Annotated in this window: 13 protein-coding genes; 2 read left to right on the forward strand and 11 right to left on the reverse strand. The window is 69.4% G+C overall.

Going from position 1 to position 12,050, the window contains the following annotated elements; all coding sequences use genetic code 11:
- Positions 1-261 precede the first annotated feature (261 nt).
- Positions 262-1,035 carry an isoprenyl transferase gene (locus ABZ016_RS33120; protein WP_356920393.1) on the reverse strand — a complete coding sequence of 258 codons (774 nt, stop codon included), beginning with the start codon at positions 1,033-1,035 and terminating at the stop codon, positions 262-264.
- Positions 1,036-1,832: 797 nt separating this feature from the next.
- On the opposite strand from ABZ016_RS33120, the gene ABZ016_RS33125 reads away from it, so the two are divergent.
- Positions 1,833-3,083, forward strand: a complete 1,251-nt coding sequence (locus tag ABZ016_RS33125) for a winged helix DNA-binding domain-containing protein (protein WP_356920394.1) — start codon at positions 1,833-1,835, stop codon at positions 3,081-3,083.
- Here the strand turns inward: ABZ016_RS33125 and ABZ016_RS33130 are convergent, their stop codons facing one another.
- From ABZ016_RS33130 to ABZ016_RS33145, 4 genes are all read right to left on the reverse strand, one after another.
- Positions 3,084-3,896, reverse strand: a complete 813-nt coding sequence (locus tag ABZ016_RS33130; protein WP_356920395.1) for a class I SAM-dependent methyltransferase — start codon at positions 3,894-3,896, stop codon at positions 3,084-3,086. It abuts the gene before it with no gap.
- Positions 3,897-4,016: 120 nt separating this feature from the next.
- The gene (locus tag ABZ016_RS33135; RefSeq protein WP_356920396.1) at positions 4,017-4,898 is read right to left on the reverse strand and encodes an LLM class flavin-dependent oxidoreductase; all 882 of its coding nucleotides are present in this window, start codon (positions 4,896-4,898) and stop codon (positions 4,017-4,019) included.
- A gap of 94 nt (positions 4,899-4,992) precedes the next feature.
- The gene (locus ABZ016_RS33140; RefSeq protein ID WP_356920397.1) at positions 4,993-6,042 is read right to left on the reverse strand and encodes a hypothetical protein; all 1,050 of its coding nucleotides are present in this window, start codon (positions 6,040-6,042) and stop codon (positions 4,993-4,995) included.
- On the reverse strand, positions 6,030-6,689 hold the full coding sequence (locus ABZ016_RS33145) for a hypothetical protein (protein ID WP_356920398.1): 660 nt from the start codon (positions 6,687-6,689) through the stop codon (positions 6,030-6,032). The genes ABZ016_RS33140 and ABZ016_RS33145 overlap by 13 nt, the downstream gene beginning before the upstream one ends.
- 221 nt (positions 6,690-6,910) lie before the next feature.
- Here ABZ016_RS33145 and ABZ016_RS33150 point away from each other — a divergent pair, with 221 nt between their 5' ends.
- Entirely contained in the window at positions 6,911-7,300 is a 390-nt protein-coding gene (locus ABZ016_RS33150) for a DUF192 domain-containing protein (RefSeq protein WP_356920399.1), read from the forward strand.
- 9 nt (positions 7,301-7,309) lie between these two features.
- Here the strand turns inward: ABZ016_RS33150 and ABZ016_RS33155 are convergent, their stop codons facing one another.
- The 6 genes from ABZ016_RS33155 to ABZ016_RS33180 form a co-directional block, all read right to left on the reverse strand.
- Positions 7,310-7,957 carry an OmpA family protein gene (locus ABZ016_RS33155; RefSeq protein ID WP_356920400.1) on the reverse strand — a complete coding sequence of 216 codons (648 nt, stop codon included), beginning with the start codon at positions 7,955-7,957 and terminating at the stop codon, positions 7,310-7,312.
- Between the two features lie 8 nt (positions 7,958-7,965).
- A complete protein-coding gene (locus tag ABZ016_RS33160; protein WP_356920443.1) occupies positions 7,966-8,541 on the reverse strand; it encodes a hypothetical protein in 576 nt (191 codons plus the stop codon).
- Positions 8,542-8,575: 34 nt separating this feature from the next.
- On the reverse strand, positions 8,576-9,181 hold the full coding sequence (locus ABZ016_RS33165) for a pilus assembly protein TadG-related protein (RefSeq protein ID WP_356920401.1): 606 nt from the start codon (positions 9,179-9,181) through the stop codon (positions 8,576-8,578).
- The gene (locus ABZ016_RS33170; protein ID WP_356920402.1) at positions 9,178-9,411 is read right to left on the reverse strand and encodes a hypothetical protein; all 234 of its coding nucleotides are present in this window, start codon (positions 9,409-9,411) and stop codon (positions 9,178-9,180) included. Before ABZ016_RS33170 ends, ABZ016_RS33165 begins: the two co-directional genes overlap by 4 nt.
- 138 nt (positions 9,412-9,549) lie before the next feature.
- On the reverse strand, positions 9,550-10,497 hold the full coding sequence (locus ABZ016_RS33175; RefSeq protein WP_356920403.1) for a response regulator transcription factor: 948 nt from the start codon (positions 10,495-10,497) through the stop codon (positions 9,550-9,552).
- Between the two features lie 20 nt (positions 10,498-10,517).
- Positions 10,518-12,035, reverse strand: a complete 1,518-nt coding sequence (locus ABZ016_RS33180) for a histidine kinase (protein WP_356920404.1) — start codon at positions 12,033-12,035, stop codon at positions 10,518-10,520.
- Positions 12,036-12,050 lie beyond the last annotated feature (15 nt).

Genomic DNA, 12,050 nt, shown 5'->3' on the forward strand with positions numbered 1-12,050 from the left:
GGACGGCCCCGTGCCGTCCGCTGAGATCCGACACCCGTGGTTCGGGCATCGACCTGTCTGACTTATGCCCTCGAACGAGCGTCGCCATGCCACGGCATATGACGGCGACCCGGTGAACTCCGTGTGACATCCGTCTTCGGAGGGGTACCGGGGAGGATTGCGACCTGCGATGACAGCGGTGCCCGGCGGGTGCGGCCAGGTGTGGCGATGTGCGGCGCCTTGTTGAAACAGGGACGTCAGGTGGGACGCCTCGTGCGCGAATCAGCCGCCGAAGCGCCGGTGGCGGGCGGCGTAGTCGCGCATGGCGCGCAGGAAGTCGACCTTGCGGAAGGCCGGCCAGAACACGTCGCAGAAGTAGTACTCGGAGTGCGCGGTCTGCCAGAGCATGAATCCGGACAGCCGCTGCTCACCACTGGTACGGATCACCAGGTCGGGGTCGGGCTGGTCGCTGGTGTAGAGGTGACGCCCGATCATGTCGGTGTCGACGGCCTCGGTGAGCTCCTCCATCGAGGTGCCCCGCTCCTGCGCGTCGAGCAGCATCGAGCGCACGGCGTCGGCGATCTCCTGCCGGCCGCCGTAGCCGATGGCGACGTTGACCAGTATGCCGTCGACGTGCGCCGTGGTCTCCTCGGCCTCCTTCAGGACCGTCTGCATCCCGGCGGGCAGCAGGTCCGGCGTGCCCACGTGGTGCACACGCCAGCGGCCGTCGGCGGCCAGGGTGCGGACGACGTCCTCGATGATGCCGAGCAGGGGGACGAGCTCCTCCTGCGGACGGTCGAAGTTGTCCGTGGACAGCAGCCAGAGGGTGACGACCTCGACATCGGTCTCGGAGCACCAGCCGAGGAACTCCTCGATCTTTCCGGCACCGGCCCGGTGGCCGTCGACGGTGCTGGAACCGGCGGCCTTCGCCCAGCGCCGGTTGCCGTCCATGATGACGCCGATGTGCTTGGGCACCTGAGCGTGGTCCAGGTGGCCTTCCACCCGGCGTGCGTACAGCCTGACCAGCAGGCCGCGCAGCTTGTCGCGCAGGTTCACGTGATTGTCAGCCCCTCCGTACGGATCGGACAGGCCGCGGCATGCGGCCCGGTCGTGGCCGCGGGCGGTCCCTGCCCGTATGGCGGTGGTCCCCGGAGGCGAAGCCTACCCCCGCCGCCGCCACAGGCCGCCAACGGGTGCGGAACGCACGGTTCCGGTGTGCGCCGGGGCGCGCTCCGGCGCACAAAGAAAACGGGCCGGTCCGTGGGGGGGATACGGACCGGCCCGAGGGGGGGTTTCCACCATAACCCTTCGTAAGTGATGCTGCGTGCATCGGCGTGCCACAACTACTCTCCGGAGTCGCCCGACAACGCGGCGGTGGCTGCGGAAGCCGTCGTCCAGGCCTCGAATCTGGCCGAAAGATGGCCGTCACGCAGGGAAATCGTGAGCACCGAGATGAAGGCCGGGACCTCTCCGCCCCTGTAGGCCAATCGGCGATTCGCCCTCCACACCCTCCGTCGGGTGACCCCACCTGCGAACGCTCGCTTGACTCCGGGACCGGCCCGAGCGAGGAGGGCCCTGCACCGCGCAGCCCCCTCCACTGCGCGGTACCGCCCGCGCAGCTTTGCTCACGCGAATCACCTCGGTCTGAACTTACGTCAGTCGCGGCCCTCGATGCGAGCCACGGGCGATAACGATGTGAAAACCCTCGTCGGGAGATGCGCAAGTGGGGTGAGCGAAACGAGTGACCCCAGGGACTGCTGGAACGTATTGGGGTGAATGGCATCATGCGCTCTCGTACAGGACGGACCAGTAATAGGACGAAATCAGTCCTCTTTGCCACCTACCGTCGTTCCATGACGACGACCGTGAGGATCACGTGGGAAGCGGCCGGCGCACGGCGGGCCGGACGGCAGTTCCTATCCGGACCGGCCGGGAGCGGCACGCCGGTCGCCGAAGTGGTCGGCGCGATGCGGGGCGCGCACGCTCAGGTGCCGTCCGCGGCCGAGGTGTCGGTGGGGATGCGGGCGACCGGGGTGACGCGGGCGGATGTGCGGGCCGCGCTCCGGGACGAACGGTCCCTGATCAAGACGTATGGCCCACGCGGCACGATCCATCTGCTCCCGGCGCACGAACTCCCCCTCTGGTCGGCCGCCCTGACCGCGGTCCCGACCGGCCGGAGCCCCTTCCCGCCCGATGTGCGGCTCACCGAGGAGCAGGCCGCCCAGGTCGTGGCGGCGATCGGTGACGCGCTCGACGGCAGGTACCTGACCCTGGACGAACTGACCGAGGAGGTCGTCGCCCGTACGGGCCCGTGGGCCGGCGACCGGGTGATGCCGGCGTTCCAGGACATGTGGCCGCGCTGGCGGCAGGTGATGCACCGGGCGGGCTGGGCGGGCACGCTGTGCTTCGGCCCGAACCGTGGCCGCAAGGTGACGTACACGCAGCCGCCGCGGGAGGAGTGGGAGGAAGGGGAACAGTGGGAGGGAGGGGAGGGCGGTGGGGGCGCGGCGGGCAGTGGGGGCGAGGCGGCGGCCGCACCGGATCGAGGCTCCGGCACGGCGCCCGGGGCCGCGCTGGGCACTTTCGTCCGCCGCTATCTGCACGCGTACGGCCCGGCCACCCCGCAGCACTTCGCGAGGTGGCTGGCGGCGCCGCCCGGATGGGCCATGGCTCTGTTCGGCGAGCTGGCCGACTCGGGCCGTATCGAGGAGGTCGATTTCGAGGGGACACCGGCGTGGGTGGCGGCGGGTGACACCGAGTTCCCGGACGGGCCCGCGCGGGGTGTGCGGCTGCTGCCGTACTTCGACGCGTACGTCATCGCCGGGCAGCCCCGGGAACGGCTGTTCCCCGGGAAGGCGTACCAACGCGCACTCGGCGGCGGCCAGGCGGGCAACTACCCCGTGCTGCTGGTCGACGGGGTGGTGGCCGGGGTGTGGCACCAGCGGCGCCGGGGCCGTCGTACCACCGTCACGGTCGAGCCGCTCGTCCGGCTGACGGCACGGCAGCAGCGGGAGCTGGGCGAGCAGGCCGAGCGGGTGGGCGAGGTCCTGGAGGCGGCCGCGGAGTTGGTGATGGGTGAGGTGTCGACGGGGCCGCACGCGTGATCAGGGGTGTGGTGCGGGCGACGGGCCCGGCCTGCGTGCCTCGACCAGCTGCCGGGTGCTGTGGGCGACGAAGGGCCCCTCGGCCTCGATCCGCTCGTGCAGCGCGCGGAGCTGCGGCTGGTACGCCTCGACGGTGAAGCCGGGCACCATCCACACCACTTTCCGCAGGAAGTGCACGACCGCGCCGATGTCGTGGAACTCCATACGCAGCCGCTCCGCCCGCAGATCGACGACGTCCAGCCCGGCCGCCTCGGCGTCGGCCCGCTCGCGGTCGGGATGCCGGGCACCGCGCACGGCCTCCGGCTGCGGCCCGAGGAAGTGCTCGACGAGCTCGAAGACGCTGCCCGGCCCCACGTGCTGGGCGAAGTACGTCCCGCCGGGCCGGAGCACGCGGGTGATCTCGTCCCACTGCGGGCGGACCGGGTGCCGGCTCACGACCAGGTCGAACGCACCGTCGGCGAAGGGCAGCGGGCCGTCCTCGAGCGCGGCGACGACCGCGACACCGTGCGGACGGAGCAGGGCGGTGGCCTTCGCCACGTTCGGCGGCCACCCCTCGGTGGCCACGGCGAGCCGGGGCGTCCGCTCGGCCCGGCCGAGCGCGAACTCCAGCACTTCCCCGCCCCCGGTCTGCACGTCGAGCACGGCACCGGCCCGCCCCAGCCGCTCGGCCTGGGACACGGCATACCCCCAGGAGGGCCGCGCCTCGGTGGCCCGTCCCTCGAACCAGGAGAAGTCCCACCCCTCGGTGGGGACGGAGGCGCCTTCGGTGACGAGGTCCTCGAAGGTGCGGCGGGGGTGGTGCGGCTCTGCCATGAGGGAGTACTCCTGCCGGTACGAGGGGGGCCGAGCTTCTCGGGGACACGGGGGACACGGGGGGACACGTACGAACAGGGCCGGGTCCCGCCGGCTGCTTACGACGTCACGAAACAGACGTCACGGAACGAGCGGGCGTACGTCCTCCGCCGCGAAGCGCACGAACCCCTCGGGATCCGGTTCGTCGGCGGTGGGCTGGAGGACGACGGTGTCGGCCCCGGCCTCCACCAACCGCTCGACGGCCTTGGCGACAGCACCCGCGTCCCCGGCGACACCGAGCTCGGGAACGGCCCCGAACCCCTCGGCGGCGAGCTCGGCACGCAGCCGGTCGTCGGCGCCTGCCCCGGTGGCGGTGAGCAGATAGACGACGACGGGATGCGCCCCGTCCCCCCGTCCGGCCGCCTCCCGCCCTTCACCGATGAGCCGCCGTGCCTCCCGCACCCCTGCCGCATTGGTGCCGGCGGTGAGGACGGTCCCGTCGGCCGCCTCCCCGGTGAGCCGCAGCGAACGGGGCCCGGTGGCCCCGGCCAGCACTGCGGACGGGTGGTCCGCCGGGGGCGGCCAGTCGAGGGCGACGTCATCGAGCTTCACGTACCGCCCGTCGGTCGTCACCCGCTCCCCGCCCAACAGTGCCCGCAGCGCGACGAGATGCTCCCGCAACAAGGTCACCGGCGACTCGACCCGCGCCCCCACCTGGCCCATCCAGTCCTGCACACCATGCCCGACACCGACGATCGCCCGGCCCGGGAACATCCTGTGCAGCGAAGCGATCTCCATCGCCGTGATGGCGACGTTCCGCAACGGCACGGGCAACAGCCCGACCCCGACCCGAACCCGCTCGGTCCAGGCGAGGGCAGCGGCGGCGGTGGAGACACCTCCCTCTCGGAAGCAGTCCTCCCAGAGCCAGAGCTCTTCGAGCCCGGCTTCATCGGCGACCCGGGCGACGGATCGAAGCCGCTCGGGGGCGAGCTGGGGGCGGAAGACGGCGCCGAGTGTGGTCATGGGGTCTTCCTATCCGGGCCGGGAGGCACCGGACAAGGCATTTTGCGCCTTGCGGGGTCCATCCCTCGGCCACTGGGCCAGGCCCCCGAGCTCGTCAGCGGTTGACGGACTGGATCTCCTGGACGACGACGGCCTGATCGGCGCCGAACGTACCGTCAGGCAGGAGCCGTTCGCCCTGGACACCGGTGCCTGTCCAGTGAATCTTCCAGGTCACCGTCGCCTGGAGCTGGTACGAGCGATCGCCGGAGGAACGCAGGTACTTCACACCACACGGTGGAGTCTCGCCGGCCTTGCCCTTCGCGTACGGTTCACCGATCGAGCCGTCCGCATTGATCCGGCACTCGCCCGAGCCGGGGTAGGTGACGGCGTCATCCGTGCCCGGCTCGATCTTCAGAGAGACCGGTTCAGCGGTGGTCGTCGCCTGAATGTTCAGCAGGGGGACGCTGGCCGTCACCGACACCGGCTTGAACTTCGCCGCGTCCAGCCAGGCCCAGGTCGGCAGGTTCACCTTGGTGGCTTCCTGGGGTGCGAGTTCGACCGTGGTCGAAGGCACACGGATTTCGGCGTACGCGAGTTGGGCGAGCACCTCTGGCGTGATGGCGTCGGGAACGTTGGGGGGCGGCGGGTCTCCATTGTCCACCCAGAAGATCTCCTCGTCGCAGTCGAGGGCCCCTGGATCTCCTTCACGCCCAGGCGTGACATACGAATCCCACCAGTAGCCCTCTCCCTTCTTGTCCTTGTTGAAGTCCTTGTAGGGATGACCATTGACATAGCGGTCGCGTTGCAGGGCGTCCCACTGGTAACCCGTCGACTCCGCCTGCCAGACCGGTTCCAGGGTCTTCTGCAGCTGATCGGGGGTGTACTTCGGGGCGTAGTAGCAGGCAGGCGGTGTCCAAGTCGTAGCTGACTTCACAGAGCCTGCTGACTGGCCCGACCCATTGTCAGAACGATCGAAAACGACGACTCCTGCCGTGGAGGAGAGGGTGCCGCTGCCGTCTGAGTCACCCTTGACATTCGGATTGGCGGGTGCTTGAGCTCCGCCACCGATGATGTTGTCGGCGAAAGCCGGGGTACCACTCAGCAGTAGCGATCCGATCGAAAACGATAGGATCGCGGTCCGGGCAACTCCGCTCAAGGCTGGCATCTGTCGCTCCCCCTCTGCGAGAGAATCTTCTCGATGACCCACACGCCTTCGTCGTTCTTCCGCAGCTGGGTGTTGTAGAGAACGTAACTGTTCTTCGAAGCCGGCGTTTTGTTGACCTTCTTCGTCTTCAGGTACATGTCGTAGGCCTTGCTCTGGTCCTCGCAGTACACGAGCGACCCACGATCCTTGCCCCGGGCGCTCACGACGGGGTCGTAGAAGCGGTACGCGCCCGTGACGCGCGCTTTGGCCTTGACGTACGCCTCGATGAACGTCTGTGTCCCTGCGGCGGCTTCACCCTCGTAGTAGTAGAGGTATGCCTTGTCGAGCGCGTCCTGGTTGACGATCGCCAGGTCGACGGCCTTGATGGACTGCTCACTGTCCGCCAGGATCGCGTCCTTCTCCTTGTTGCCGGTCTTCGGCCAGTCGAACGTGTAGGAGAGGTCGGACGGGAGCTCGATCTTGGGCCGACCGGCGGGGGCCGGGTCGGATGCGGTCGGGGATGCCGACGCCTCACTTCCCGTGTCGGCGCCCGCGATCTTGTCGTTGTCCTTGTTCTTGGAGCTGTCATCGCTCCCGCACGCGGACAGCGTCAGGGCCGCAGCGGCGGTCAGCGTGAGCGCTGCGAGGAGGGTGGGGCGGCGGTTCACGGTCGGCTCCCGGTCAGAGGCGAGGCTTCTCTTGAGCGAACCAAAGCTATACAGCGGTGGGGGGCCGCACCAGGGTGAAGCTGGTGAACTGACGGGGTGTATGGGGAGGAATCGGCGATTCGCCGACCGGTTCGAGCAGTAACGGTTGCGTAATACCTTCGGGGTCGGGCAGGCAGTGCAGTGCACTGCAGTGTCGCGTGCGGCGGTCGGAGGGGGCCTGTATGGCGGGGCGTTGGCGGGACGGGTGTGGCGAGTTGGTGGTGCACGGGGGTGGGCGCGGGGCGAGCGTCACCGTGCCGTTGGAGATTGCCGCCTCATATCGGGCCCGGACGAAGGGGCTGTTGGGGCGGGAGTTTCTCGACGGGGCGATGCTGCTCTCCCCTGCCAGTGGCGTGCACACCTTTCGTATGCGCATGCCGATCGATGTGGCCTACCTCGATCGTCACCTTCGTGTCATCGCCGTGCGCACGATGCCGCCAGGGCGGCTCGGGATGCCTCGGGTGCGGGCTCGGCATGTGGTGGAGGCGATGGCTGGGGCGATGAAGGGGTGGGGAGTGCGGGAGGGGGTGCGGGTTGAGGTCGTCTCGTCCGGGGTGGAGGTCGGGCCGTGAGGGAGGTACTCAGCTCGCCGAGCGCGGGAAGCTGACCTCGACCCGGCGGTTCTTCTTGCGGCCGGATTCCGTGGAGTTGTCCGCGATCGGGTACTGCTCGCCGTAGCCGCGGACCTCGTACGTGACGTTGGAGTCGGTCAGTTCCTGGTCCAGGACGTTCTGTACGGCGTTGGCGCGTTTGCGGGACAGGACGTCGCCGTGGGCGGAGGAACCGAGGTTGTCCGTGAAGCCGAAGACGCGGATCTTCGTCGCGTTCTGGGTCTTGATCTCCTGGGCGATCGCGGAGATCCGGGCCTTCGAGTCGGCGCTGAGTTTCGCGCTGTCCTTGCCGAAGAGGACTTCGGCCTGGAGGGCGAACTTGACGTCGGCGTTGGTGTCTTCACGACGCTCGTCGCCGCTCTGTTCTTCGACGACCTGTTTGATGTCGAGGACTTTGGGTTCGGCGAGGGTGGCGCCTTCGGGGAGCTTGAGGTCGGGGTCGTTCCGGTCGACCTCGACGGGGGCGGAGGCGGTGGCCTCGGTGCCAGGGGGGACGCCGGGCGTTTCGTCCGCGTGGGCCGACACGGCGCCGTGAATGTTCGTGGCGACCATGAGGGCGGCGGCGGTGAGGACCAGGGCGAGGCGTGGAGTCGCCGTCCGGGTGTGCGTGGGGGTCATGGTCGGCCTCACCCGGAGATCTTGATGGTGCCGCTGGAGAATGTCGGTAGTTGCAGGGTGAGGTCGGTTGCGCTCGTGGGCGGGGTGGGGAACTGCATGAAGACGGGGATGGTCGATCCGGACTCGATCGTCGTGAGCCCCGTGGTGGTCAGTGGGCGTCCGTCCGTGTCACGCAGCACGTAGTAGCGCTTCTTTCCCTGCGAGTCCACGAGCGTCGCGCCGCCGAGCGAGGTGCCGTGCTTGAGGATCTCCGTTTCGTCACCGCGCAGTGCGGCGGGGATGACCAGTGAACCTGATCCGTCGTTCTTGAACTGGCCGTTCACCGTGATGAAGCCACCTGCGTCCCGCTGTGCTGAAGTGATCTGGAGAAGCAGGCCGTCCTTCCCCTTGAGTTCGGCCAGAGGCGCCTCTGACTTCCCGTTCTGAGTATCCGGCGCGGAGCCACGTTCCTTGGAAGCGGAGGTCGAGGTGTCCGGCTTCTTGTCATCCCCACCACCGCAGCCGGCCGTGCCGAGGGCCAGTCCGGCCACCACGGTCAACGCGACCATCATCCTGCGGGCCCCCGCAGTGAACCGAATACTCATCTGTCCGCTTCCTTCGTCACTCGTCGTTCGCTTCTCAGTCGGCCAGGTGGACGTCAAACAGGTCCTCAGGTCCCGGAAGATCGGTGAGATCGTCGGGATTCAGGTCCCAGTTCTTGTTGTCCCTGCAGGTGAGTCGCGGCAACACGTCATCCTCCGCGTCCTCAGCAAGAGGCTTGAACGTGCAGAGGGGCTCAATGACGGCCTTGGCGTTCGCTGTCGACCTCTTCTGCGCGGTGGCTGGGACGATGGACTCGCCCATCGGCTTCCTGGTCTGCACCTCGACCTGGTAGCCCAGGGGCGATCCATTGTCCACGCATCCGCGAACATCGGCGTCGTTCTGACCGGCGAGTTGACCTGCGCGCTCACACGGGTCCTCTGCCAGTTGCACGTCCCCTTCGAAGATGTCGTTCCACGCATCAGGGTCGAGAACGGCCTCGACCCACTCGTCCGCAAGCTGGTCCCGGAGGTCTTGGGCCGCTGCCAGCGCCGCAGCGTCAGCCGCTGTCTGAGCGCCACCCCGATTCACCGTGGCCTGACCTACAGCGAAGTACGCGAGCGCAAGGAAGAGCAGGCCCCCCACCACCGTGATGTAGATGGGGAAGGCCTGCCCTTGGTCGCCGTACTTGCGAGGTCGGGTCAATTTCCAACCCGGTTGACCAGCGCCGTGATCTTGTCGAGGATCGTCGAGCCGATACTGGTGCCCGTGATCGCCAGCACAATAGCCACCACCACCGCGATGATCCCCAGATACTCGACCGCCGTCTGCCCCCTGTCGCCCGCGCGGCGGCGCATCGCCCCGGTGGTCGTGTTCTTCCAGCCGTTCACACGGACCTTGGTCGCGACGGCCGTCTTCAGCATCAGGTCGCTCATGTGGTTCCCCTCCGGTTACGGCGGTGCCGACATCGATAGGGGGAACGTACGGTTCGGCCGCCCGCCCCCGTAAGGGCCCCAGGGCCCAATTGCGGGCCCAATCGCGTGCAGACGGCCTCCGGTTCCTCCCCCAGGGCGTCACCGGAGGTCACCCCGGACCGCGGTGTGCGTCCCGTGCCGTGCCGTGCCGAGCCATTTCGCGGCGGCCTCGGAGCGGCTGGTGCTGTGGAGCTTGGCGAAGATGCGGTTGATGTGGTTCTTGACGGTCTTTTCGCTGATGAAGCACGTGGCGGCGATCTGCTGGTTGTTCATGCCGGACGCGATGAGGTCCATGATCTCCGCCTCCCTCGTACTCAGCTGGAACCGCGACCTGTCGGGAGCGGCCGGACGGCCACTCGTCCACTCCGAGGAAAACTGTCCCACATGCGGTTGCGCTTGCGAAGTGTTTTCCGGAGAAGTGGGTGGGAGCGGGATGTGCGGCAGGTTGAAGTCTGCTGGTGGAGCAGCTGTTTGGGGACTTGTATGCGGTTTCGCGGAGGTGGTGGTTCCGTATGCAGTCGCACTCGGGGGTTGAGTGACCAGGCCCTCGGACTCTCGTAGGCGGGCCAGGAGCGCGCCCGCTGCCGTGGGGGTGAAGTGGGCCCTGCCCTGCCTGATGTCCCGGACCGCGTCGATCAGCTGGTCGGCGGTGAACTCGCCGTGGACGAGGTAGCCGCCGGCGCCTCGGCGGAGGGCCTCCTGGACGATCTCCGACTCCCTGCTGTACGTCAGCATCACGACCGGGGCGATCCGCACCAGGTACGGGAGGGCCGAGATGCCGTCCACTCCGGGCATGCGGACGTCCAGGAGGACCACGTCCGGGCGGTGCTGGTCCGCCGCCTCGCAGGCCTGGCGGCCGTCCGCCGCCTCCGCCACGACCGTGATGTCCGCACGGCCGGAGAGGAGCGCGGTGAGGCCGGCCCGGACCACGGGGTTGTCGTCCGCCACGACGACTCGGAGGCCGGACGACGGCTGTGCGGACGCGGGCTGGGGTGGCGGTGATGGCGGGGGTGCGCCCGGGTGGGGGTGCGGTGTCCGGTCCGGCATCGGGTGCCTCCTCTCGGGGGTCAACGCGGTTGTTCCGTCGGGGTGGTCAGGGCCGCCAGAGGGAGTTCCAGGCGGACTTCCGTGCCCTGGGGGTGGGCGCCGCGGCCCATGCGGATGCGGGCTCCCACCGCGGCGGCGCGTTCCACCATGCCGACCATGCCGAAGTGGCCCGAGCGGCGGAGTTCTTCCAGGGTGGTGGAGGAGGGGAGGCCGCAGCCGTCGTCGTACACGCTGATGCAGAGCTCGGCGCCCTGGATGCCTGCGCTGACCTCGATGCGGCTGGGCTGGGCGTGGCGGTGGGCGTTCTCCATGGCCTCGGAGACGATGGTGAGGAGCTGGCGGGCCACCGCGGGTGGGACGGAGGGTACGGGTCCGTGGCCGGTGGGGCGGTAGACCGTCGGCAGGCCGGTCGCGGCGCTGAAGGCGTGGGTGCGGGCGGCCAGTTCGGCCAGGACGTCGGTGGCCCGATCCGGGTCCGCTTCGCGGCGCAGGTCGGCCAGGAGTTCGCGGGATTCGGCGGCTGCCCGGCGGGCCGACCGGGCCACGAGTGCTGCCTGTCGTCTGACGAGGTCCGGGTCCATGCGGTCGGTGTCCGCCGAACCGGCCAGGCTGTCGGCGGCCAGGGCCACGCCGTGCAGGGTCTTGGCCACCGAGTCGTGCATCTCGCGGGCCAGCCGGGCGCGTTCGGCGCTGACCGCTTCGGTGACGGCGAGCCGGGCCTGGACGGTGGTGAGGGCTTGGGTGGCCGCGCCGAAGCGGAACATGAGGGTGCGCAGGCTCGAGCCGACGGCACCGGCGATGACGCAGAGGCCGGGCAGGAAGGACGCCTCGGCGATGCCGGGGTGCGGGTTCTGCTGTGCCGCGTGGATCAGGAGCAGGAGCAGGGCCTGGAGGCTGGCGAAGACCGCGGCTCCCCTCCAGCCGTAGACGAGGCCTGCCAGGAGCGGGGTGCAGACGCTGACGTAGGCCAGGGTGCTGTCGGGGCCTGCGGCGATGAGCAGGAGGGCGCCGAAGAGGGTGTCCGCGGCGAGGAGCGTGGGGTGGCGGAGGAGGAGGGGGCCGAAGCGTTCCCAGTCCCTGAAGAGGACGTAGGAGGTCATGAACGTGACGACCACGGCTGCGCCGACGAGGCGGGTGGCGAGGCCGTCGTTGGCGTTGAGGAGGGCCGTGGGAGTGGCCAGGGCGATCATGGCCAGGCGGAAGCCGAAGACCTGGCGGCACAGGGCTTGTAGCGCGTTGACCTGGAGCGGGATCGCCGGGTTTGCGGGGGCGGGGGCAGGTGCGGGTGCCGGTGCAGACGCTGGTGCGGGTTGGTCTGTGAGTGGGATCGAGTGGGCGTCCACGCCGACCGTGCGGCTTTCGCCGGCAGGTGCGGGTGCCGGGGCGGGTGGCCGCTGGGGGGCCTGGGCGTCGTCGGGGGTCGGTCGGCCGTTCACCTCCCGGCTCGGCGGCGGTGCCGTTGGCTCCGGCGGTGTCGTGGCTGCCGGGCCGCGTCGGCGTAACCGGCGCAGCCCGTGTCGTTCCCCTGTCATCGCCATACCGTCGCCGCCCCT

The organism is Streptomyces sp. NPDC006372 (assembly GCF_040612515.1).
Taxonomy (GTDB): Bacteria; Actinomycetota; Actinomycetes; order Streptomycetales; family Streptomycetaceae; genus Streptomyces.

Excerpts from the sequence above, each read along its gene's own strand:
- ABZ016_RS33175 (WP_356920403.1), bottom strand. The coding sequence starts at position 10,497 with ATGCCGGACCGGACACCGCACCCCCACCCGGGCGCACCCCCGCCATCA.
- ABZ016_RS33150 (WP_356920399.1), top strand. The coding sequence starts at position 6,911 with ATGGCGGGGCGTTGGCGGGACGGGTGTGGCGAGTTGGTGGTGCACGGG.
- ABZ016_RS33170 (WP_356920402.1), bottom strand. The coding sequence starts at position 9,411 with ATGAGCGACCTGATGCTGAAGACGGCCGTCGCGACCAAGGTCCGTGTG.
- ABZ016_RS33180 (WP_356920404.1), bottom strand. The coding sequence starts at position 12,035 with ATGGCGATGACAGGGGAACGACACGGGCTGCGCCGGTTACGCCGACGC.
- ABZ016_RS33160 (WP_356920443.1), bottom strand. The coding sequence starts at position 8,541 with ATGAGTATTCGGTTCACTGCGGGGGCCCGCAGGATGATGGTCGCGTTG.
- ABZ016_RS33140 (WP_356920397.1), bottom strand. The coding sequence starts at position 6,042 with ATGCCAGCCTTGAGCGGAGTTGCCCGGACCGCGATCCTATCGTTTTCG.
- ABZ016_RS33155 (WP_356920400.1), bottom strand. The coding sequence starts at position 7,957 with ATGACCCCCACGCACACCCGGACGGCGACTCCACGCCTCGCCCTGGTC.
- ABZ016_RS33135 (WP_356920396.1), bottom strand. The coding sequence starts at position 4,898 with ATGACCACACTCGGCGCCGTCTTCCGCCCCCAGCTCGCCCCCGAGCGG.
- ABZ016_RS33130 (WP_356920395.1), bottom strand. The coding sequence starts at position 3,896 with ATGGCAGAGCCGCACCACCCCCGCCGCACCTTCGAGGACCTCGTCACC.
- ABZ016_RS33125 (WP_356920394.1), top strand. The coding sequence starts at position 1,833 with ATGACGACGACCGTGAGGATCACGTGGGAAGCGGCCGGCGCACGGCGG.